The organism is Saccharothrix sp. 6-C (genome assembly GCF_016695385.1).
Lineage (GTDB): Bacteria > Actinomycetota > Actinomycetes > Mycobacteriales > Pseudonocardiaceae > Actinosynnema > Actinosynnema texasense.
This window is the reverse complement of the sequence record NZ_CP064192.1, coordinates 4,815,300-4,835,980: the sequence shown is the minus strand read 5'-3', so window position 1 is coordinate 4,835,980 and position 20,681 is coordinate 4,815,300. Positions and strand designations below refer to the sequence as shown.

General features: G+C 73.7%; 21 protein-coding genes. 10 read left to right on the top strand and 11 right to left on the bottom strand.

Translation table 11 applies throughout. The annotated features are described in order from the left end of the window. Positions 1-142: 142 nt before the first annotated feature. Positions 143-1,189: a glucose 1-dehydrogenase gene (locus tag IOD16_RS20190; RefSeq protein ID WP_201435666.1), complete on the top strand. Its 1,047-nt coding sequence runs from the start codon at positions 143-145 to the stop codon at positions 1,187-1,189. A 57-nt stretch (positions 1,190-1,246) separates the two neighbouring features. Next, positions 1,247-1,612 carry a DUF1330 domain-containing protein gene (locus tag IOD16_RS20185; RefSeq protein ID WP_201435665.1) on the top strand — a complete coding sequence of 122 codons (366 nt, stop codon included), beginning with the start codon at positions 1,247-1,249 and terminating at the stop codon, positions 1,610-1,612. 210 nt (positions 1,613-1,822) lie between these two features. On the opposite strand, the gene bla is transcribed toward IOD16_RS20185, so the two are convergent. The 3 genes from bla to IOD16_RS20170 all read right to left on the bottom strand — a co-directional run bounded on the left by bla (position 1,823) and on the right by IOD16_RS20170 (position 4,653). Then, positions 1,823-2,749 carry a class A beta-lactamase gene (bla, locus tag IOD16_RS20180; RefSeq protein ID WP_201441467.1) on the bottom strand — a complete coding sequence of 309 codons (927 nt, stop codon included), beginning with the start codon at positions 2,747-2,749 and terminating at the stop codon, positions 1,823-1,825. A gap of 131 nt (positions 2,750-2,880) precedes the next feature. Further along, positions 2,881-4,044 (bottom strand): MFS transporter, encoded by a 1,164-nt coding sequence (locus tag IOD16_RS20175; protein ID WP_201441466.1) that lies wholly within the window; start codon positions 4,042-4,044, stop codon positions 2,881-2,883. A 39-nt stretch (positions 4,045-4,083) separates the two neighbouring features. Further along, positions 4,084-4,653 carry a sigma-70 family RNA polymerase sigma factor gene (locus IOD16_RS20170; RefSeq protein ID WP_425471324.1) on the bottom strand — a complete coding sequence of 190 codons (570 nt, stop codon included), beginning with the start codon at positions 4,651-4,653 and terminating at the stop codon, positions 4,084-4,086. Between the two features lie 64 nt (positions 4,654-4,717). Between IOD16_RS20170 and IOD16_RS20165 the strand changes: the two genes are divergently transcribed. Further along, positions 4,718-5,452 carry a zf-HC2 domain-containing protein gene (locus IOD16_RS20165; RefSeq protein WP_442978051.1) on the top strand — a complete coding sequence of 245 codons (735 nt, stop codon included), beginning with the start codon at positions 4,718-4,720 and terminating at the stop codon, positions 5,450-5,452. A gap of 324 nt (positions 5,453-5,776) precedes the next feature. Continuing rightward, positions 5,777-5,950 carry a hypothetical protein gene (locus IOD16_RS20160; RefSeq protein ID WP_201435663.1) on the top strand — a complete coding sequence of 58 codons (174 nt, stop codon included), beginning with the start codon at positions 5,777-5,779 and terminating at the stop codon, positions 5,948-5,950. A 104-nt stretch (positions 5,951-6,054) separates the two neighbouring features. On the opposite strand, the gene IOD16_RS20155 is transcribed toward IOD16_RS20160, so the two are convergent. After that, positions 6,055-6,888 carry a LysR family transcriptional regulator gene (locus IOD16_RS20155; protein ID WP_236594236.1) on the bottom strand — a complete coding sequence of 278 codons (834 nt, stop codon included), beginning with the start codon at positions 6,886-6,888 and terminating at the stop codon, positions 6,055-6,057. 91 nt (positions 6,889-6,979) lie between these two features. Here IOD16_RS20155 and IOD16_RS20150 point away from each other — a divergent pair, with 91 nt between their 5' ends. Continuing rightward, positions 6,980-7,858 (top strand): SDR family oxidoreductase, encoded by an 879-nt coding sequence (locus IOD16_RS20150; RefSeq protein ID WP_201435662.1) that lies wholly within the window; start codon positions 6,980-6,982, stop codon positions 7,856-7,858. A gap of 57 nt (positions 7,859-7,915) precedes the next feature. Here the strand turns inward: IOD16_RS20150 and IOD16_RS20145 are convergent, their stop codons facing one another. The 3 genes from IOD16_RS20145 to IOD16_RS20135 form a co-directional block, all read right to left on the bottom strand. Beyond that, entirely contained in the window at positions 7,916-8,689 is a 774-nt protein-coding gene (locus IOD16_RS20145) for an SDR family oxidoreductase (RefSeq protein ID WP_201435661.1), read from the bottom strand. 101 nt (positions 8,690-8,790) lie between these two features. Continuing rightward, positions 8,791-9,492, bottom strand: coding sequence for a TetR/AcrR family transcriptional regulator (locus IOD16_RS20140; protein WP_123747502.1), 702 nt, complete (start codon positions 9,490-9,492; stop codon positions 8,791-8,793). Positions 9,493-9,566: 74 nt separating this feature from the next. Further along, entirely contained in the window at positions 9,567-10,730 is a 1,164-nt protein-coding gene (locus tag IOD16_RS20135) for a PucR family transcriptional regulator (RefSeq protein ID WP_236594235.1), read from the bottom strand. Positions 10,731-10,998: 268 nt separating this feature from the next. Between IOD16_RS20135 and IOD16_RS20130 the strand changes: the two genes are divergently transcribed. Then, positions 10,999-12,231: a YncE family protein gene (locus IOD16_RS20130; RefSeq protein ID WP_442978127.1), complete on the top strand. Its 1,233-nt coding sequence runs from the start codon at positions 10,999-11,001 to the stop codon at positions 12,229-12,231. A gap of 311 nt (positions 12,232-12,542) precedes the next feature. Here the strand turns inward: IOD16_RS20130 and IOD16_RS20125 are convergent, their stop codons facing one another. Continuing rightward, entirely contained in the window at positions 12,543-13,199 is a 657-nt protein-coding gene (locus tag IOD16_RS20125; RefSeq protein ID WP_201435658.1) for a response regulator, read from the bottom strand. Continuing rightward, positions 13,192-14,319, bottom strand: a complete 1,128-nt coding sequence (locus tag IOD16_RS20120) for a sensor histidine kinase (RefSeq protein ID WP_201435657.1) — start codon at positions 14,317-14,319, stop codon at positions 13,192-13,194. Before IOD16_RS20120 ends, IOD16_RS20125 begins: the two co-directional genes overlap by 8 nt. An 85-nt stretch (positions 14,320-14,404) precedes the next feature. Between IOD16_RS20120 and IOD16_RS20115 the strand changes: the two genes are divergently transcribed. After that, positions 14,405-15,847: a serine hydrolase domain-containing protein gene (locus IOD16_RS20115; protein ID WP_201435656.1), complete on the top strand. Its 1,443-nt coding sequence runs from the start codon at positions 14,405-14,407 to the stop codon at positions 15,845-15,847. A 46-nt stretch (positions 15,848-15,893) separates the two neighbouring features. On the opposite strand, the gene IOD16_RS20110 is transcribed toward IOD16_RS20115, so the two are convergent. Continuing rightward, positions 15,894-16,085 (bottom strand): hypothetical protein, encoded by a 192-nt coding sequence (locus IOD16_RS20110; protein WP_236594234.1) that lies wholly within the window; start codon positions 16,083-16,085, stop codon positions 15,894-15,896. A gap of 217 nt (positions 16,086-16,302) precedes the next feature. Here IOD16_RS20110 and IOD16_RS20105 point away from each other — a divergent pair, with 217 nt between their 5' ends. Continuing rightward, positions 16,303-16,509, top strand: coding sequence for a hypothetical protein (locus IOD16_RS20105; RefSeq protein WP_201435654.1), 207 nt, complete (start codon positions 16,303-16,305; stop codon positions 16,507-16,509). A gap of 4 nt (positions 16,510-16,513) precedes the next feature. Here the strand turns inward: IOD16_RS20105 and IOD16_RS20100 are convergent, their stop codons facing one another. Then, positions 16,514-17,470 (bottom strand): LuxR C-terminal-related transcriptional regulator, encoded by a 957-nt coding sequence (locus IOD16_RS20100; protein WP_148089068.1) that lies wholly within the window; start codon positions 17,468-17,470, stop codon positions 16,514-16,516. 140 nt (positions 17,471-17,610) lie between these two features. Between IOD16_RS20100 and IOD16_RS20095 the strand changes: the two genes are divergently transcribed. Beyond that, positions 17,611-19,107 carry a hypothetical protein gene (locus IOD16_RS20095; protein WP_201435653.1) on the top strand — a complete coding sequence of 499 codons (1,497 nt, stop codon included), beginning with the start codon at positions 17,611-17,613 and terminating at the stop codon, positions 19,105-19,107. Positions 19,108-19,199: 92 nt separating this feature from the next. Next, the gene (locus tag IOD16_RS20090; protein ID WP_201435652.1) at positions 19,200-20,678 is read left to right on the top strand and encodes a hypothetical protein; all 1,479 of its coding nucleotides are present in this window, start codon (positions 19,200-19,202) and stop codon (positions 20,676-20,678) included. Positions 20,679-20,681 lie beyond the last annotated feature (3 nt).

The following is a 20,681-nucleotide window of genomic DNA, read 5'->3' as shown; positions in this document are numbered from 1 at the left end:
CTCCTCCGCCGGGTGTTCCCTCCCGCCGACCGGGTCCACCACGGGTGCCACTGCCCGGGACCGGCAAACAACACCCATCCCACCGGGGGACGCCGGCGGCCGGCCCCGGTGTGCCGGTCGCGCGGACGGGTAGCCCACGGCCATGCGCGCGCTCACGCTCGACCCCAGGACGGCGGACTCGTTGCAGGTCACCGAGGTGCCGGAGCCCGCGCCGCGGCCCGGTGAGCTGCTGGTCGAGGGCTTGGCCGTCGGCGTCTGCGGCACGGACAAGGAGATCGCCCGCGCCGAGTACGGCTGGGCGCCGCCGGGACGCGACCGGCTGGTGCTCGGCCACGAATCGCTCGGCCGGGTGACGACAGCGCCCCCGGGGAGTGGTTTCGCGGCCGGTGACCTGGTCGTGGGAATCGTCCGGCGACCCGATCCGGTCCCGTGCGGAGCGTGCGCGCACGGCGAGTTCGACAACTGCCGCAACGGCGACTACACCGAGCGCGGCATCAAGGAGCTGGACGGGTACGCGTCCGAGCGGTGGTGCGTCGAAGCCGACTACGCGGTGGTGCTCGACCCGGGACTGTCCCGGGTCGGCGTGCTCGTGGAGCCGACGTCCGTGGTCGCCAAGGCGTGGGAGCAGGTCCGCCGCGTGGGGGAGCGGGCCTGGTACGAGCCGCGACGCGCGCTGGTGACCGGCGCCGGGCCGATCGGGCTGCTGGCCGCGATGATCGGCGTGCAGCAGGGGTTGGACGTGCACGTGCTCGACCGGGTCGAGGACGGGCCGAAGCCCCTGCTGGCGCGGCAGCTCGGCGCGACCTACCACCACGGCGACGTGGACGAGGTCGCCTCCGGGCTGCGGCCCGACGTGGTGATCGAGGCGACCGGCGTGGGCAGCGTGGTCCTGTCCGCCGTGCGCAACACCGCGGCGTTCGGCGTGGTGTGCCTGACCGGCATCTCGTCGGGCGGCCACACCGTGGACGTGGACGTCGCGACCACGAACCGGGCGATGGTGCTGGAGAACGACGTCGTGGTCGGCTCGGTCAACGCCAACCCGCGCCACTACCGCCAGGCCGCCGACGCGCTGGCGAAAGCCGACCCGGCCTGGCTGGAGGGCCTGATCAGCCGCCGCGTGCCGCTGGAGCGGTTCGCCGAGGCCTTCACCGCCCGGCCCGACGACGTCAAGGTCGTCATCACCCTCTGAGCCGCGGCTGGTGGACTCACCGATGCGGACGTGATCACGCGCGCCCATGCTGGGGGAATGGCTGTCGACCCGCGTGGCTCCGACCTGAAGCGACTGCTCGCCGAGGACCCCGGCGGCCCGGTCGTGATGCTCAACCTGCTGCGCTTCGCCGAGGACGGCGTGGCGTCCTACGAGGAGTACGCGCGGCACCTGCGCGAGGTCTTCCTGCCCCGCTACGGCGCGGAAATCCTGTACGCGGGCGCCGGCTCCACCGTGCTGGCCGCCGAGGACGGCCAGAGCTGGGACGCCGTGGTGATCGTCCGCTACCCCGACCGGGCTGCGTTCGGCCGCATGGTCGCCGATCCCGAGTACCAGCGGGTGACGCACCTGCGCACGCGGGCGCTGACCGAGGCGGTGCTCCAGGCGACGATCCCCTGGGGCTGACCGCTCCGACGGTCCCCGGGGCCTCGGGGTCGCTCGCGTGGGGCCGCTCGCGGTCGCGTCGGCCGGGGCGCGCTCGAAGTGCCAGTCCTCGTCGACGTGGCGCCCGGCCGGCGCGCAGACCTGCCCGGTCCCCGGGCCCGGGACCTCCTCCACGATCGCGAGCGGCCGTCCCGCGACGGCAGGACCAGCCGACCGACACGATGAGGCGCATCAGGTCAACGCGCCCACGGCGTACGCGGCGGCTTCGGCGAGCAGCGCCTGGTCGCGCGCGGCGTCCGCGGCGGCCTTGCTCGACATGATCGAGACCACGAGCGGCGCGGCGTCCGGGGGCCACACCACGGCGATGTCGTTGACCGTGCCGTAGCCGCCGGTGCCGGTCTTGTCGGCGACGGCCCACCCCCGCGGCACGCCGGCGCGGACGCGGTGGGCGCCCGCCTCGGTGGCGTTGCGCTCGAGCAGGTCGCGCAGGAAGGCGCGCTGATCGGGTCCGAGGGCGTCGCCGAGCACGATCCGCTGGTAGTCGACGCCGATGGCGCGGGGCGAGGTCGTGTCGCGGGGGTCGCCGGGCACGGCGGTGGTGAGGTCCGGCTCGAACCGGTCCGACCGCGTGACGGTGTCGCCGAGCCCGCGCGCGTACGCGGTCAACGCGGCCGGGCCGCCGAGGTCGCGCAGCAGCAGGTTGCCCGCCGTGCCGTCGCTGTGGCGGACCGCCGCGTCGCAGACCTGGCGGATGGTCATGCCGGTGGCCACGTGCCGCCTGGTGACGGCGGAGCTCGCCATCAGGTCGTCCTCGGTGTACGTGACGACGGTGTCCAGGTGGGACAGCGGGTTGCGGTGCAGCACCGCGGCCGCCGCCAACCCCTTGAACGTGGAGCAGAACGCGAAGGGCTCGTCGGCCCGGTAGGCGAGGGTCGTCCCGGTGCCCGTGGCGACGGCGTACACGCCCAGTCGCGCGTCGAACTTCCGCTCCAACTCGATCAGGTGATCGTGCGGCACCGCGGCCGGCGTGGACGTGGGAGCGGCCGTGCCGACGGGCGCGGACACCGGCGTCGGGTCCTGGGCGCAGCCCGCCAGCGGGAGCAGCGCGGCCGCGCCCAGGAACGAGCGGCGGCTGACGGGGCGGTGCGGCGGTGTCACGCCCAGCAGCTTCACAGGTGGTCGTGGAGGTTGTCCAAACGGCTCGGCGCCGCCGGAGGAGCACTTCGGCGCGACGGCTGGTCGCCGTGCCGTCCGGCGAGGGCGCTTGGAGGTGCTCGCCGGCACCGGGGTCAGCGGAAGTCCCGGGCGGAGGGCACGAGCGCGGCGGCGGCCGGCGCGGCGAAGCAGACCACCGCGCAGACCGCGAGGACGACGTCCGCGCCGAACCCGTCGATCGCCGGCGCGATCAGGGCCAGGCCGACCGGCGCGAGGCCGTAGGACAGCAGGAAGTCCAAGGACGACACCCTGGCCAGCATCGAGGGTTCGACCTCGCGCTGAGTCGCCGTGAACCACGGCACGTTGAACAGCTCGATCCCCACCCCCGCCGCCACGTACGCGCCGATGACGAACACCGCGTGCACCGGCAGCAGCAGGGTCAGCGGCACGAACCCGTAGCACGCCAGGCCGGCCAGCGCGGTCCAGCCCTGCGCCCGGGAACCCCGCCGTCCGGCGATGATCGCGCCACCCAGCGCGCCCACCGTGTACGCGGTCATGGCGGCGGCAAGCACCGCCCCCGTGCCGTAGCGGTCGCGGCTCACCAACGGCAGCACCACACCCGTCGCGGAGTACCCGGTGGCGATCACCGCGGTCAACGCGCCCAGCCCCGCCACGAACCACGGGTGCCGCCGCGCCTCCCGGACGCCGTCGACGAACTCCGCCGCGAAACGCCGCCGGGTCGCCGGGACGACGGCCGAGCCCGGCGGTGGGATCGACGCCGCGGCCAACCACAGCACCGCCGTCGCGACGATCAACGCCGGCGTGTCGACCACCAGCGCCAGCAACGCGGTCAGGCCCGGCGCGACCAACGTGGTGACCCGCACGGCCAACGTCATCGCCGCGTTCGCCCGCCGGCGCTGTTCCTCGGCCACGACCTCCGCCGTGAGCGCCTGGAAAGCCGGGCGGCACGCGCCCTGCCCCGCGCCGACCGCGGCCGCCGCGACGGCCATCACCACGACCGAACGCCCCAACCCGACCGCGATCAACGGCGAGGTGAGCCCGGCGACCGAACCCGCCCAGAACACCACCCGCCGCCGGGAGTGCCGATCGGCCAGCACACCGGCGACCGGCACCGCGACCAGGAACCCGACCGTCCGGGCGGCCAGCACGACCCCCAGCTCGACCGCGGTCATCGACCGCTCCAGCACCGCGAACCCGAGCACGAACGGCAACGCCCACGTGGCCAGCCCGGAGGCGGTGGCGCCGATCCACAGCCGCAGGAACGCCGCGTCGCGCATCAGCGTCCCGCCGGGGCGGACGTCCGGGCGCACGGTCGCTCAGCCGGCCTCGGTGGCGCCGGACCGGCCGGTCGCGCGCAGCAGGTCGTCGCGCGCCCGCGCGACCCGGGACCGGATCGTGCCGACCGGGCAGCCCGCGACCTCGGCCGCCTCCGCGTAGGGCAGCCCCAGCACCTGGGTGAGCACCAGCGCTTCGCGGCGGTCCGGGTCCAGCGCGTCCAGCAGCACGTTCAGCTCGACGGCGTCCTCGAAACGGGACTCGACCGGACGCCGGTCCGCCTCCCGCTCCCAGTCCGCGCCGGGCGACAGCCGCGGCCGGGACCGCGCCATCCGGACCTGGTCGACCACCACCCGGCGGGCGATCGACAGCAGCCAGGTGCGGGCCGACGAACGCCCGGCGAAGCGGGGCAGGCTCACCAGGGCGCGCGCGTAGGTCTCCTGGGCGAGGTCGTCCGCCACGCCGACGTCGGCGAGGTGGGCGATGAACCGCCACACGTCCCGTTGCGTGGCCCGCACGAACCGCTCCAGCGCGTCCCGGTCACCGGAGCGGGCCCGCAACGCCCAGCGCGTCACCTCGTCGTCGGGGTTGGTCACGTCGGGGAAGGTCACGACTCCGAATCGTAACCACACGGCCGGCGGGAACTCGTGCGCCGAATGGAGCGACTACTGGGACGTGGACTGCCGAACCTGCCGTGAAGCGTTGTCCGCGCGCCTCGACGGCGAAGCCGAGCCCGCGCCCGCCGCCGAGGTGGACGCGCACGCCCGGCGGTGCGCGGACTGCTCGACGTGGCTGGTCCGGGCGCAGGCGCTGACCAGGGCGATCCGGGTGCGCCCGGCCCACCCCGGACCGGACCTGGTCGCCGTCCTGCCGGCGGACGCGCCACCTCGCCACCTCGCCCTGGCGCCGCGCCTGGCGCTGGCCGCGGTCGCGATCGTCCAGTTGTGGCTGGCGTTGGCGCAACTGCTCGCTGGCGCCACGTCCCCGCCCGCGCACGGCATCTCCGGGCACCTGTTCAACGAGGGCGCGGCGTGGAACCTGGCGTTGGGCATCGGCCTGCTGGTCGCCGCCGTGCACGCGCACCGCGCCGCCGGGCTGTTGCCCACGCTCGGCGGTTTCGTCGCGGTGCTCGCCGCCTTCTCCGCGCACGACCTGCTCACCGGCGCCACGACGGCGGCGCGCGTGCTGACGCACCTGCCGGTCCTGACCGGACTGGTGCTGCTGCACCTGGTCCACCGCGCGCACCGGAACCAGCCGGCCCCCGGCACACCGGCCGAGCACGGCCACGACGAGCACGGCCACGACGTGCACGACGGTCCGGGCGAGACGGGCGGCGACCTCTGGCCCGCGCGGGCGGAGAGGCGGGGCCGGGGCGGTCTGCGGCCCACCGCCCACCGGCGTGCCGCCTGACCCGTGGCGACGCTCGGCTGCCGCGACTCGCGGTCCGCGCTGCCGGGCTCGCGGTCAGGGCACCGCCGGGCTCGTGGTCGGCGAACTGGGTCGGTCAACCGGTCCCGGTGGCCGCCGGCCGAGACGGTCAGGCGCGCCGGACCGTGCCCCGCCGTTCGTACTCCAGCACCGTCTCCACCGCTGGGCGAGCTGCGCGCCCAGCGGAACCGCTCGACCAGCCACAGCGCCACGTCCAGCCCGGAGGCGATGCCGCCACCCGTGACCAGGCGGTGCAGGGAACCCTGGTCGGCGGCGAGCCGGTTGACGCCCGGTCGGGTCTTGTCGGTGTACCCGCCACCGGGCACCACGAGCACGTCCGCCCGGTCCGGCGACCACCCCTCGGCCACCTGGACCCTGGTGCCGTACCGGCAGGTGACCGCGCCGGGACGACCGGTGGTCGCCGAGGTCGTCCTGCTCCTCCACCCCGTCGAACACCAACACCCGCACCCGCAGCGGTGACGACGCGCAGGAACGCACGACGCTCCCCGGTGACCTCCCCGGTTCCCGGTGTCATCCAGCGGTCGGTCGGAACCCCCGTCCGGTTCCCGGACCTCGGTGGGGCGTCACGGGACTGCCGCGCGGACGAGGGCGGCGGTGGCCGTCGACCGGGACTGCTGGGGCCAGGCGATCGAGAGGGTCGCGGGCGGCGCGTCCGGCACGTCGAGGTAGGCGATGCCCGGTCGCGGGTAGCGGTCGACGACGGACTCGGGCAGCAGGGTGACGAACTCGCCGAGCTCGACCAGCTTCAGCAGCTGGGGCAGGTCGCGGACGTCGTGCCGGGCGACGATCCCGTCGAGGTGGTGGTGGAGCTGGTCGAGCCGCGCCGCGTCGTCGATGGGCAGCCCGAGGTCGGCGAGGGTGGCGTGCCCGCGCCCCGCGAGCGGGTGGCCGGTCGGGACGGCGGCGACGTGCCGTTCGACGGTCACGGTCTCGGCGTCGAGCCCGGCGTGGTCGAACGGCTCGTAGACCAGGGCGGCGTCGGCCTCGCCCCGGCGCAGGAGCCCTGGTTGCTCGCCCCACCGGCACAGGCGGACCGCGACCGGCAGGGACGACGCCGGGTCGGCCGCGTACCGGGCGAGGATGGTCTCCAGCAACCCCGCGTCGCTGTCGGCCTTCACCGCCAGGACGAGCTTCGGCTCGGCGGCGCGTTGTGCCCGCCGCCCGGCCGCGCCCAACGCCTCCAAGGCGATGCGGGCCTGGTCGAGGAGCACCGACCCGGCGGGGGTCAGCGCGACGTCGTGCGTGGTCCGCTCGAACAGCGCGACCCCCAACTCCGCTTCGAGCTTGCGGATCGTGCGGGACAGGGGAGGGGGCGAGATGCCCAGGCGTTCGGCCGCGCGGGTGAAGTTCAGCTCTTCGGCGACGGCGACGAAACAACGCAGGGGGCGTGACTCCACCCGCACACCTCCGCTCGGTAGGTCCCTGAGGGTAACAACCCGGTCCTTGGCGATCCTTCCGACCCGTCGGGGTCGCGGGCAGGGTGAACGCGTGATCATCGTCAGTGGTGCCAACGGAAAACTCGGTCGAGCGGTGGTGGAACGGCTGCTGCTCCGGGTCGAGGCGGACCGGGTCGGGGTGTGCGTCCGCGACCCGGACGGGGCGCGGGGCCTGGCCGGGCGCGGCGTCCGGGTCAGGCAGGGTGACTTCGCCGACGCGGTGAGTTCGGCGCACGCGTTCGAGGACGCGTCGCGGGTGTTGGTCGTGTCGGTGGACACCAGCGGTGAGGCGGCGGTGCGCCTGCACGGGGCGGCGATCGAAGCGGCCGTGCGGGCGGGCGCGGAGCGCGTCGTCTACACCAGCCACATGGGCGCGAGCCCGTCGTCGTTCTTCGCGCCCATGGTCGACCACGCCGCCACGGAGGTGCTGTTGCGGGACTCGGGCGTCGCGTTCACGGCGCTGCGCAACGGTTTCTACGCGTCGTCGGCGCTCATGCTGCTCGGCGGGGCGATGAAGACGGGCGAACTGGCCGCGCCGCAGGACGGTCCGGTGTCGTGGACGTCGCACGACGACCTGGCCGAGGCGGCGGCGATCGCGTTGACCGGGGATGTCCTGGACGGTGTGACGCCTCCTCTCACCGGTCCCGCGTCGATCGACCTGGCGGGGGTCGCGGCGATCGCCTCGGAGGTGACGGGCCGGCCGATCCGGCGGGTCGTCGTGCCGGACGACGACTACCGGGCCGGGCTCCTCGCCCACGGCTTGCCCGGTCACGTGGCGGACCTGCTCGTGGGGATGTTCGCGGCGAGTCGTGAGGGGCGGTTCGCGGAGGTGGGCCCCACCCTCGCCGACCTGATCGGGCGGCCGACCGTGCCGCTGCGCGAGGTTCTCGAAGCGCGGCGGACCGACCTTGGAGTTTCTCAACCTCTGTAGCTTCAGTGTAGATCAAAACTCGCTGGGCGTTCCTCCGGTGTGGACGGAGGTGGTGGATCAGGCGAGGCCGCCGTTGGCGAAGAGGACCTGGCCGTTGACCCAGCGGGCGGGACCGGCGAGGAACGCGACGGCGTCGGCGATGTCCTCGGGCTGCCCGAGCCGTTCGAGCGGGGTGGCCTTGGCGAAGTCGGCGATGAGGGCGTCGTCCTTGCCGTCGAGGAACAACGGGGTCGCGGTGGGGCCGGGTGCGACCGCGTTGACGGTGATGTCCTTGCCGCGCAGCTCGCGGGCGAGGACGAGGGTGATGCTCTCGACGGCGGCCTTGCCGGCGACGTAGCCGCCGTATGTGGGCAGCCGGGTGCGGGTGACCGAGGTGGAGAAGGTGACGATCGCGCCGCCCCGGCGGACGCGGCGGGCGGCCTGCTGCGCGACGACGAACGTGCCGCGGATGTTGGTGCGGCACATGCGGTCGAGGTCGTCGAGGTCCAGCTCGGCGATCGGCGCCAGGACCATGGTGCCGGCGGTGTTCACGACCACGTCGACACCGCCGAACGCGGCCTCGACCGCGTCGAACGCGGCGCTCATGTCGCCCTCGTCGGCCACGTCGCCGCCTACGGCCACGGCCTGGCCGCCGCGGGCGGTGATGTCGGCGACGGTCGCGTCGGCCTTGTCCTTGTTGCCGGCGTAGTGCACGCCCACGGCGAACCCGTCGGCGACGAGCCGCTCGGCCACCGCCCGCCCGATCCCCCCGCTGCCGCCGGTGACGAGGGCGACCCGGGTGGCGGTGCTGCTCGTGCCGGCGGGGGAGGTGTTGGTGGTGTTCTCGGACATGAGGTTCCTCTCTGGTGCAAGGGATGTGTGCTCTGGCGGTTGGGGTATGGCGCGCGGCTACGGGTGCTCTGGCGGCGGTGTGGGTCGGAGGTGCGGGTGGGTCAGGGTTTGGGGGCAGTGGCGAGGTGGGTGAGCCATTCGGTGAGGAGGGCGAACTCCGCCGGGCTGAAGGAGTCCGGCCGGTGGGAGCGCAGCAGCGCGCCGAGGGTCGTGGCGGCCTGGGCCACCGACGGCGGTGTGTCGGCGGGATCCGCGTCCGGTTCCGGGGTCAGGATGCCGGGCAGCACGATCTCCCTCACCCGTGCCGACAGCTCCGGGTCGCGGTCGGGTTCGGGGCGGTTCAGCAGGGACAGGGCGACACCGGTGTTGGCGGCCATCACCACGTCGGCGGCGCGGTCCGGTTCGACCGCCAGGCGGCCGGCCCGGGCGACCCGTTCGAGCACGCCGCGCAGCAACTCGTCCGCCTCGCGGACCGCGCGCGGCGGGGAGGTCAGCCGGGGCGTGTACATCAGGCGGTACACGTTGGGGTGGTCCAGGGCGAACCTGGTGTGCCCGTCCCAGCCGCGCCGGAGGTCGGCGACGGGGTCGTCGGTCGGCACGGCGGCGCGCTTGGCCGCGAGGTACTGCGCGAAACCGTGGTCGACGACCGCGGCGAGCAGGCTGTCCTTGTCGCCGAAGAGCCGGTAGATCACGGGCTGCTGCACCCCGGCCTTCTCCCCGACGCCGCGCGTGGAGATGTCGCCGTTCGGCGAGGACTCCAGCAGCTCGGTGGCCGCCGCCAGGATCGCTGATCTGTGGTCCATGTTAGCAACGATAACACGCGGTCGAATCGGTGCCAACACTTTCTTGTTAGCGGTGATAAGAGCAGGTCGGAGGGTTACGACCGCCTGTGGTCGAGCCAGGCGCGCAGCGCCCACCAGTGGCGCAGGGTGCCCAGGACGGTGGACGGGTCGTCCGCGCCGCTGTCGTCCCACGGCGCGCCGGTGAGCTCGGCGAGCCGGTCGAGCCGGTACCGGACGGTGTTGGGGTGCACGTGCAGCGCGGCGGCGGCGTGGCCGAGGCGTTGACCGCGGTCGAGGTAGACCAGGGCGGTGCAGACCAGCTCGCGGTGGAAGTCGTCGTCGTGGTCGAGGCCGGCGAGCGTGCCGCGCAGCAGGTCGGCGAGCACGGGTTGCGCGGCGAGCGCCACCTCGCCCGCCAGGTCGGTCAGGTCGCGCACCCCGCGCAGCCCGGCCCTCCCGGCGATCCGCAGCGCCGCCACGCACAACGGGTGGACGTCGCGCATCACCGCGAGCCCCCTCGCGGGCGCCACCACCAGCAGCACGTCCGGCGCGAGGTCGGCCGGCGGTCGAGCGGACAGGCCGGCCAACCGGCCCTCCACCAGCCCGTAGACGCCGCCGGACCCCAGCAGCCGCTGTTCCAGCGCCCGCGCCTCGCCCGGCAGGGTCACGTCGGAGACGAGGCAGTGGTACCGCCCGTCCGGCGCGAGGCCCGCGCGCCGCAGCTCCGCCGGTTCCGGTGGCGTGCCGTCGCCGTGCACGAGCAGCCGCCGCAGCAGGTGGGTGTTCGCGTCCCGGTTCGTCCGGGACAGCTCGAGCTCGGCCGTGTGGTAGCCGTTGATGACGTGCCGCTCCAGCACCCCGGTGTAGCGGTCGAGGTCGACCAGCCCTTCCAGCAGCACTTCGTCGGGCACCCCGGCGGCCCGGCTGCGGGCGATGGCGACGTTCATCGCCGCGGTGCGCGCCGCCTGGACGCCGCGCAGCAGCCCGTCGATCGAGATCCCCTGGGCCGCGCGGTCGGCCCCCAACGCCTGCGCCGCCCCGAAGTCCTGCGCCTCCGGCTCCTCGGACCGCTCGAAGAAGTCGAGCCCGGTGGCCAGCAGCACCTCGACGTGCCGGCGGTTCTCCGCCTCCGGCAGCCGCGCCACCTCCGGCGACTGGCCGCGCGCGGCCCGGACCAGCTCCTCGACGACGCCGCGATCGGTCGCCATGCCCCTGAGCACCTGCCCGAGCAGGCGACCGCGGTCGTGCGCTGCCGACACCGGCCCATCCTCCCGCCGCGACGTTGTGGCAGTGGCATAACGGTCAAGCGGCTCGTTGGGCATCGGCCCCTACCGCGGTCGCGCCGCGAGCCGGTATCTATTGCCTACTGAACGGTAACAGTCCGGCCGGGCCCGGGGTCACGGGTTCGGGAACCGGCGTGGACGACCTCGAAACCCTGCACGGATGTGACAACTCCGCATCCGGTTTGGAGCTCTCGTGGACAAGAAATCCGGGTCGGGAGGACGGAGGCGCGCACCCCGCACGCGCCTGCTCGGCCTCCTGGCGACCTGCGTGCTGGCCGCGACCGCCGCGCCCGCCGCAGCCACCCCCGCCGAACCTCCCGCGGGCGCGGCGCTGCGCGAGGTGATGTTCGTCGGGAACAACTGGGACGGCACCGCCGACGTGATCGCCGCCCGCGGCGACTTCGCGCGGATCGGCCGGGTGGACATCATCCCCGACCGCCAGGAGCGGTTGTGGGAGATCTACCTCAACCCGATCAAGCTCGCGTTCTTCCTCGGCATCCGGTCCGGGCCGGGGGAGGGGCACGACCAGTTCGTGGACGACATGTACACCACGCCCGACGGCCGGGCGGTGGTCGCGTCCCGGCCGAGCTTCGCCGACGTGGTGTCCATCGACCTGGCCACCGGCCGCGTCAACTGGCGCTTCCCGGTGTCGGGCTTCCGCTCCGACCACATGGCCGTCTCGCCCGACGGCCGCCGGGTCGCGGTGTCCGCCTCGACCTCGAACACCGTGCACGTGCTCGACATCGAGACCGGTCGCCAGGTCGGGTCGTTCGCGACCGGCGACAAGCCCCACGAGAACGTGTTCACCGACAACGGCCGGTACCTCTGGAACATGTCCATCGGCGAGGTCAACACCGCGCTGGACGACCCGGCGTTCGACTTCACCAAGGGCGACCGGCGGATCACGGTGGTGGACGCGTCGACGTTCCAGCAGGTCGAGGTGATCGACATGAGGGCGCGGCTGGACGCGTTCGGCCGCTCCGACCTGTCCGACTCGGTGCGGCCGGTGGCGTTCGCGCCCGACGAGTCGAAGCTGTACTTCCAGGTGTCGTTCTTCAACGGCTTCCTGGAGTACGACGTCGCCACCGACCGGATCACCCGGCTCAAGGAACTGCCGAAGAACCCGAACACCAGCGCGGACCGCACGACCTGGGTCAACGACTCGCGCCACCACGGCATGTCGATGAGCCCCGGCGGCGACAAGCTGTGCATCGCCGGGACCATGGACGACTACGCCGTGGTCGTCGACCGGGCGACCCTGCGCGAAGGCCCGCTCGTGCCGGCCGCCAAGCCCTACTGGGCGACCGTCAGCGGTGACGGGCGCAGTTGCGTGATCTCGGAGAGCGGTGCCGACCAGGTGACCGCGATCGACTTCGCGACCGGGCGCAAGCTGGTGTCGGTGCCGGTCGGCGACCACCCGCAGCGGGTCCGCGTCGGCCACGTCCCGACCGGCTGGACCGGCCCCTCGGCCGGCTGAGACGACCAGGGGAGGGGTGGTCGGCGAAGCGGCCGGCCACCGCTCCCCGCGCCTCCGGACCCCTGATCCTGCTGTTCGGCGGCGACCGGACGATCCCGCGCACGGACACCGCGTTCCTGGTGGCTTTCGTGCTGATCGTCGTCACGGTGGCGTTGCGCTCGCCGGACGTCCGCCGTGCGGCCTCGGCGTCGGCCGGCCGTCGACGATGTCGTGGCCGGCGGAGGCGACACCGCCGGGGTCGCGCGGGCGGGCGATGTCGTTGCGCCTCACCGGGAACCGCCTCGGTCAAGCCGTCGTGCCCGGCGCGGGTGTCAGGCGTCGGCGAGGCCTGCTTCGTAGCCCGCGATCACCAGTTGGGCCCGGTCGCGGGCGGCCAGCTTCGCCATGAGGTGCCCGATGTGGGTCTTGACCGTGTGCCGGCTCAGGTGCAGGGCCTGCTCGATCTCGGTGTTGGACAGTCCCCTCGTGATCAGTCGGAGCACTTCCCGCTCCCGAGGGGTCACGCGGTCGAGCGGCCGTCGGGCGCGGGGCGGCGCGGGGGAGCGGAGGAAGTCCGCGATGAGCCTGCGCGTGACGGTGGGCGCGAGCAGCGCTTCGCCCGCCGCGACCGTCCTGATGGCGTCGAGCAGCCGGTGCGGCGGGACGTCCTTGAGCAGGAACCCGCTCGCACCCGCGCGCAACGTCTCGTAGACGACGCCGTCGAGGTCGAACGTGGTGAGGACGAGGACCTTGGGCGCGTCGGGCAGCGCGGTGATGCGCCGGGTGGCGTCGATGCCGTCGAGGTCGGGCATCCGGACGTCGAGCACCGCGACGTGCGGCCGGTGCCGGGCGGCCAGCTCGCACGCCTCCCGACCGGTGCCCGCCTCCGCGACCACCTCCACGCCGGGGTCCGCGTCGACCAGCAACCGGATGGCGCCGAGGTACATCGGCTCGTCGTCGGCCAGCAGCACGCGGATCGGCTCAGCCATGACGGGCGTCGGGCTCGAACGGGAGCGTGGCGCGGACCTCGTAGCCACCGGGCGCGCGGCCCGCGCGCAGCGTGCCGCCGTGGAGCGCGACCCGTTCCCGCATCCCCAGCAGGCCGTGCCCGTCGCGGCCCGGGTCCGTGCCCTCATCGAGGGCGGAGACCACCGAGATGACGAGCCTGCCCGGCTCGACGGCCGTGACCAGGTGACACCGCGGCGGGCGGCCGTGACGCCGCACGTTGGTCAACGCCTCCTGCACGATGCGGTAGGCCGAGATCCGCACCGACGCCGGCGTCCCGGACAGGTCGGCCTGCTCGACCGTCACGTCGACGCCCGCCGACCGCGCGTCGTCCACCAGCCGGTCCAGCCCGGCGGCGCCCGCCGGGGCCGACGGCTCGCGCAGCCCGCCGAGCACGGTCCGCACGTCCGCCAGCGCCGACCGGCTCACCTGCTCGATGCCCCGCAGCGCCGCCTCCCGCTCGTCGGGCCGCGTGCCCGCCACGTGGTTGGCGACCGCGGCCTTCATGGCGATCAGGCTGAGGTTGTGCCCGACCACGTCGTGGATGTCGCGGGCGATGCGCAGCCGCTCCTCGGCCACCGCCCGCGCGGTGCGCGACTCGGCCAGCTCGGCGCGGTGCCGCCCGCGGGTGCGCACGGCGGCGGCGACCGCCCACGACCCGGTGACGACCACCGCGCTGAACAGCGAGGTGGACACCGGGTTCGTGGCGAACGACTCGGTGCCCGCCGGGGCCGCGACGAGCGGCAGACCCGGCACGGTCGCCACCGCCACGCCGGCCGTCACCACGCACCCCAGCGCCGCGGCCAGGCCCAGCGCGCCCGACCGGGACGACGACAGCGCCACCGGGTGGAGAGCCAGCGCGACGGCCGCCACCGTCGACTCGGTCCCGGTGCCGACCGCGATCGCCGCCGCGCCGACCGGCAGCACGGTGGCCAGCACGGCGGTGGGCCGCAGCCGGCGCGCGGCGAGCGGAACGCCGAGCGCCACGGCCGAGACCACGGCGACCACGTCGAGGGCGGGCGCGCGGAGGACCGCCCACGCCACCACCACGCCCGCGATCACGGCGTCCGCCACCAGCAGGCCCTTCGGGCCGAGTCCCACCACAGGTGGCACGGTAACCGGGTGGCGTCCGGCGGAACTCGGACCACGGTCCGATGGCACGGGACCGGAACGCTCCGACACTGCCGGGGTGATCACCTCGATCCTGTCCACATTGATCGTCTCCGCCGTGTCCCTCGGCCCTGCCACCGCGGCTGCGCCCACCGTCGACGGCGCCGCCGTCGACGCGGTCGTGCGGCAGTACCGGGAGGACACGGCCCTGCCGGGGGTCGCGGTGGCCGTCACGCACGGCACCGAGGTCGTGCGCGCCGCCGGGTACGGCCACACCCCGGACGGCGACCCGGTGTCCGAGCACACCACCATGGCCGCGGCGTCGGTGAGCAAGTCGTTCACGGCGTTGGCGGTGATGCGGCTCGTGGAGAGCGGTCGGATCCGGCTCGACGACCCGGTGCGCGCGCACCTGCCCGAGTTCACCATGGCCGACCCGCGGGCCGCCGACATCACCGTGCGCCACCTGCTCGACCAGACCTCGGGCCTGTCGGACACGACCCACCGGTCGTTCAGCGGCCCACCGGTGCACACGCTCGCGGAGGCCGTGGCGGCGATGCGCGACTCGAAGCCGGCCGCCGCGCCCGGCACGCGCTGGGAGTACCACAACCCGAACTTCCAGGTGGCGGCACGGCTGGTCGAGGTCGTCGCCGGCCGGCCGTTCGCCGACCACCTGCGCCGCGAGGTCTTCGCACCGCTCGGCATGGCCGACAGCCGCACCGTCGACACCGCGAGCGACCTGCCGCCGAGCGCCGCGGGTCACGTCAAGGTCCTCGGCCTGCCCGTGGCGCTGCCCGAACCGCCGGCGTTCGGCAACGGCTCCGGTGGCGTGCTCACCTCCGCCCACGACCTGGCGGCGTGGCTGATCGCGCAGAACAACGGCGGGCGCGGGCCCGACGGCACGTCGGTCGCCACCCCGCGGAGCATCGCCGAGACCCACACGCCGTCCACCGCGTCGCCGTCCTACGGCCTCGGCTGGTTCGTGGGCGTGACACCGTCCGGCGCCCCGCTGGTCGACCACGGCGGCGACCTGTTCACCTCGACCGCGTACCAGGCCCTGCTGCCCGCCTCCGGCCACGGCATCGCCGTCCTGGCCAACACCGGGATGCGGCACGGCGACGCCCAGGCGATCGGCGCGCGGCTCATCGCCCTGGTCGAAGGCAGGCAACTGCCGCCCGTGGACGACCCGCACACCCTCGTGGACGCGGTGCTGCTCGGCCTCATCCCCGTGGTCGGGGCGCCGGCCGTTCGCGGTGCGCTCCGGTCGCGGCGGTGGGCCGCGCGCAGACGGTCGACCGCGTGGACGGTGGCGCGCCTGCTACCGCTCGCGCTACCGCTCCTGCTCCTGACCACGATCCACCGGGTCGTCGGTCTCCTGTACCGGGGGCGTGACGTGGCCTGGTCGCAGGTGCCGTACCTGTACCCGACGTTCATGGTCCTGCTGTCGGTGGCGGCTCTCGGCGGCGTCGCCGTGCTCGTCGCCCGGCTCGCCGCGGCGGCCGGGCGTCGGGGCTCGGCCGGTTGACGCGGGCCCCGGGCGTTCCCCGCCGCGGAACGCCCGGGGGTCCACGTCAGTCGTCCACGCCGTCCTCGTCCACGCCCTCCTCATCCACGCCGTCCGGACCGTCCACGCCGTCCGGACCGCTCGGACCGTCCGGTTCGGCGGGTCGCACCACCCAGCCGATCGTGTCCGGCTCGGGCCACCACCCGGTCGGCACCGGCAGGGTCGGCCCGGGGGGCTCAGCGACCGGTTCGCATTCCACTCATCACCTCCCGACGTCGAGCACTTGCGCCTCCGACGCTAGGGACGTGCCGCGATCCGCACAGCGGTCGGCTCCGGCCAACGGCCGCTCCAGGCCACCGCCGGCCGGGTTGACCTATTGCGGACGGTGGCCGGACCCGCCACTGCCGCCGACCGCCGAGGGCGGTCAGGATTTGGCCAGAGCCGGTCGGGGGACCAGCAGTGACCAGGAGGAAACAATGTCCAAGCGCATCATCGGCGCGGTGCTCGCCGCGGTCTTCGCCGCCACCCTCGGCGCCGCCACGGCGGCCACCGCCGCCGTGAGCGCCGCCGCCGCGAGCACCGCCGTGGCGGCCGGCGGCGACCCGACCGACCCGCCGGCCCCGTGCCCCGACCCGACGCTGTCGTGCGACGAGGACTACGGCTGGACGCTGCCGAGCGACTGACCGGTCAGTTCAGCCAACCCAACCGGGTGGCCGCGTACACCGCGGCCACCCGGTTGTCCGCTTGCAGGGCCTCCAGCAGCCCCGAGACGTACCGGCGGACCGTCCGTTCGCTGATCTTCATGTGCCGGGCGATGGCGCCGTCGGTCATGCCCGTGGCCAGCAGGTCCAGCACCTTGGCCTGGGTCGGGGTGAGCCCGTTGCGCGAGCCGGTCTCCTGCGCGCCGACCGGCACCGCCTGGCTCCACACCAGCTCGAACAGCATCCGCAGCGCGGCGATGATCGTCGGCGTCCGGATCAGCAGCGCGCCCTCCATGCCGGTCGGGTCCAGCGGCACCAGCGCCGAGTGCCGGTCGGCGATCACCATCTTCATCGGCAGCTCCGGCACCGCGCGCATCTGCCAGCCCGCCTTGATGTTGCCCTCGACCATGTCGCGGGAGCTCTCGAACTCCAGCACCGCCCGTTCGCACACGTTGCGCAGCACCACGCCCCGCTCGGCCACGACGGCGGGCAGCGTCATCACCGTCTGCGCGCTGGGCGCCTTGCGGAAGTGCCGGGTGGAGAACGTCACGAACTCCTCCCGCGCGGACAGGCACAGCTCGAACGAGATCTGGCCGATGCGCTGCGGGTCGGTGACGATCTCGATGTCGGCGGTGTCGCCCGAGGAGTTCGCCATCCGGTAGGCGGCCTGCAGCACGTCGAGCTGGTGCCGGGCCGCCACGATCGCCCGCTGCTGGTCGAGCACCTGCTGCTGCGCGGCGAGGATGGCGTGGTCGACCGCGCGCACCGGCTCGACCGGCGCGATGGTCGGGTCGCCCCGGTAGTCGCGGCGCACGAACCCCTTCTCGAACAGCTCGGCCATGTCCGAGCTGTCCGCGCGCGGGTCGTCCACGGCGATCGGCCCGCCGCGCACCAACGAGTCGTACAGCGCTCCCGCGCCCATGGAAAGCAGCCCTTCGAGCATGTCCCACCCCCGGGTTCCCCAAACCGGAGCCCCAGCGTACGGACGTGTCCAGTGGCGGCCAATGGCCGATCTGCCACCTACACCCCGCCTTCTCCGGGCTCCAGGCTCGTGTCGACCAGCCACGACGGAAAGGCACGACGATGAGACTCGACCAGCGAGCGGCCAGGCTGCTGCTCTCGGTGGTGATCGCGGCCGGTGTGCTCGGCGGCGGCGTCGCCACCGCCGCCCCGGCGGCGGACCCGACCGGCGGCGAGGGGCTGCGCGCCGCCGTCGCCGGCTACCAGGCCGCGCCCGGCTCGCCCACGACCACCGTGACGTCGACCGAGGTGTCCGGCGCGACCGTGACCGCCGAGGTCGCCACGCCGCCGGTGACCAGGTCGGAGATCATCACCCGGGCCCGGACGTGGACGACGGCCGGCGTCCCCTACAGCCAGAGCGACTACTACGGCGGGTACCGCACCGACTGCTCCGGCTTCGTGTCGATGGCGTGGAAGCTCAGCGAGTCGCTGACCACCCGCAACCTGGACCAGGTGGCGCACCGCATCGACAAGGACGACCTCAAGGCGGGCGACATCCTGCTCAGCTACGACAACCACGTGGTGATCTTCGAGAAGTGGGCGGACACGGCGCGCACCGAGTACTACGAGTTCGAGCAGACCCCGCCGAGGGCCGTGTACCGGAAGATCCCGTACCCGTACTACAGCGGCACCTACCTGCCCTACCGCTACGACAACGTCATCGAGGACGACGGCGAGGTGACCGCGCTGCCCGGTCTGTCGACGATCTCCCGGTCGGCGGGTGACCTCGACGTGTTCGCGGCGACGTCGGACGGTCACCTCAAGCACCGGAACATGAACGACGGCGTGTGGGGTTGCTGGGCGACTCTGCCGTACAACGCGAAGATCAAGGGCGATCCGGCGGCGATCTTCTCGGCGGGGCGGATCGACGTGTTCGCGCAGGGTGTCGACAACCGGTTGAAGAAGATCACCTGGACCTCCGCCTACGGCTGGTACCAGTGGGCGGACATGGGTGACTACGTCGTCACGTCCTCCCCGGCGGTGACCAGCCGCTCGGCCACGGGCATCGACGTGTTCGCGAAGAACGCGGCCAACAAGATCGTCTACCGGCACTACGACACCGTGCAGGGCTGGACCACGAGCTGGTCGAACATCGGGTTGAACGCCTCGACCGTCACCGCGTCCGGCGCGCCGGCGGCCGTGGCCAACGCCGACGGCTCGCGGATGAACGTCTTCGCCCGCGCCACGGACGGCAGCCTGCTGTCGCTGATGTGGACGCGTGACGCCGGCTGGTACAGCTGGGCCGACCGGGGCGGCGACTTCATCGGCCGTCCCGCCGCCTCGACCCGCGGCGGCGACAGCGTGGACATCTTCGTGCGCGACCACGACAACAGCTTCGTCCACCGCTACAGCCCCAACGGCGCGGACTGGACCACGTACCCGGCCAGCGACTTCGGCGGGTACATCCTCACCAGCCCGACCGCCGTCTCGATGACCGGCCAGCGGATCGACGTGTTCACCCGCAACAGCGGCGCCGACCTGATCCGCAAGACCTGGACCGGCACGAACGGCTGGTACGAGTGGGCAGGTCACGGCGCGGTGGGCGCGCCCGCCTGCTGACCGGTGCGCAGGGCGGCCGGACCCCGGCCGGTCGCCCTCCCCCTCTTCCCCTCTCCCGCAGCACCTCCCTGTGCCTGAACCAGGAGCATCCCGTGAAACTCGCCGTGAGCCGGACGCTGTCCGCGACCCTCGCCGCCGTGGCCCTGAGCGCCGGTCTGACCGTGCTGGGCGCGAACCCGCCCGAAGCGGCCGCCGACGACATCCGGGCCTGCGACCCCGGCGGCACGACCTCGCAGGACGTCACGATCGGCCAGCAGCTCAACGCGCAGCTCGACTCGGACATGAGAGGCAACATGGACGCCTACGAGACGTCCTGCGCCCGGATGGTCGTGCAGGCGGTGAAGGCCCGCGGCCTGTCGTCGAGGGCGGCGGCGATCGCCATCGCGACGGTGATCGTCGAGTCGCACCTGCGCAACGTCAACTACGGCGACCGCGACAGCCTCGGCCTCTACCAGCAGCGGGACTCCTGGGGCACGGCCGCGCAGCGCCTGCACCCGCCGACCGCGACCAACAGCTTCCTCGACGTGATGCAGCAGTTCTACCCGAACGGCTCGTGGGCGGCGGAGCCGATCGGCGAGGTCGCGGCGGACGTGCAGCGACCGGCGGCCGAGTACCGGTACCGGTACGGCGTGCAGGCCGCCGACGCGCAGCTGATCGTCGCCGCGCTGTGGAACGCGGCGCCGGGCACCTCGACCACGCTGCCCGGTCTGTCGACGATCTCCCGGTCGGCGGGTGACCTCGACGTGTTCGCGGCGACGTCGGACGGTCATCTGAAGCACCGGAACATGAACGACGGCGTGTGGGGTTGCTGGGCGACTCTGCCGTACAACGCGAAGATCAAGGGTGATCCCGCCGCGATCTTCTCGGCCGGCCGGATCGACGTGTTCGCGCAGGGTGTCGACAACCGGTTGAAGAAGATCACCTGGACCTCCGCCTACGGCTGGTACCAGTGGGCCGACATGGGGGAGTACACCGTCACCTCCTCCCCGGCGGTGACCAGCCGCCACGCGACCGGGATCGACGTGTTCGCCAAGAACGGCGAGAACAAGATCGTCTACCGGCACTACGACACCGTGCAGGGCTGGACCACGAACTGGTCCAACATCGGGTTGAACGCGGCCGCGGTCACCGCCACCAGCGCGCCGGCGGCGGTCGCGAACGCGGACGGCTCGCGGATGAACGTCTTCGCCCGCGCGAACGACGGCAGCCTGCTGTCGCTGATGTGGACGCGTGACGCCGGCTGGTACAGCTGGGCCGACCGCGGCGGCAACTTCACCGGCCGGCCGACCGCCTCGACCCGCGGCGGCGACGCCGTGGACATCTTCCTCCGCGACCACGACGACAGCTTCATCCACCGCTACAGCCCCAACGGCGCGGACTGGACGACCTACCCGGCCAGCGACTTCGGCGGCCACATCTTCACCAGCCCCACGGCGGTGTCGATGACCGGCCAGCGGATCGACGTGTTCACCCGCAACAGCGGCGCCGATCTGATCCGCAAGACCTGGACCGGCACGAACGGCTGGTACGACTGGGCGGGCCACGGCGCGGTCGGCGCGCCCGCCTGCTGACCG

What these genes read in the sequence shown, in the direction of transcription:
- IOD16_RS20190 (WP_201435666.1), top strand. Translation starts at nt 143, where the DNA reads ATGCGCGCGCTCACGCTCGACCCCAGGACGGCGGACTCGTTGCAGGTC.
- IOD16_RS20185 (WP_201435665.1), top strand. Translation starts at nt 1,247, where the DNA reads ATGGCTGTCGACCCGCGTGGCTCCGACCTGAAGCGACTGCTCGCCGAG.
- IOD16_RS20175 (WP_201441466.1), bottom strand. Translation starts at nt 4,044, where the DNA reads ATGCGCGACGCGGCGTTCCTGCGGCTGTGGATCGGCGCCACCGCCTCC.
- IOD16_RS20145 (WP_201435661.1), bottom strand. Translation starts at nt 8,689, where the DNA reads ATGTCCGAGAACACCACCAACACCTCCCCCGCCGGCACGAGCAGCACC.
- IOD16_RS20140 (WP_123747502.1), bottom strand. Translation starts at nt 9,492, where the DNA reads ATGGACCACAGATCAGCGATCCTGGCGGCGGCCACCGAGCTGCTGGAG.
- IOD16_RS20125 (WP_201435658.1), bottom strand. Translation starts at nt 13,199, where the DNA reads ATGGCTGAGCCGATCCGCGTGCTGCTGGCCGACGACGAGCCGATGTAC.
- IOD16_RS20105 (WP_201435654.1), top strand. Translation starts at nt 16,303, where the DNA reads ATGTCCAAGCGCATCATCGGCGCGGTGCTCGCCGCGGTCTTCGCCGCC.
- IOD16_RS20100 (WP_148089068.1), bottom strand. Translation starts at nt 17,470, where the DNA reads ATGCTCGAAGGGCTGCTTTCCATGGGCGCGGGAGCGCTGTACGACTCG.
- IOD16_RS20095 (WP_201435653.1), top strand. Translation starts at nt 17,611, where the DNA reads ATGAGACTCGACCAGCGAGCGGCCAGGCTGCTGCTCTCGGTGGTGATC.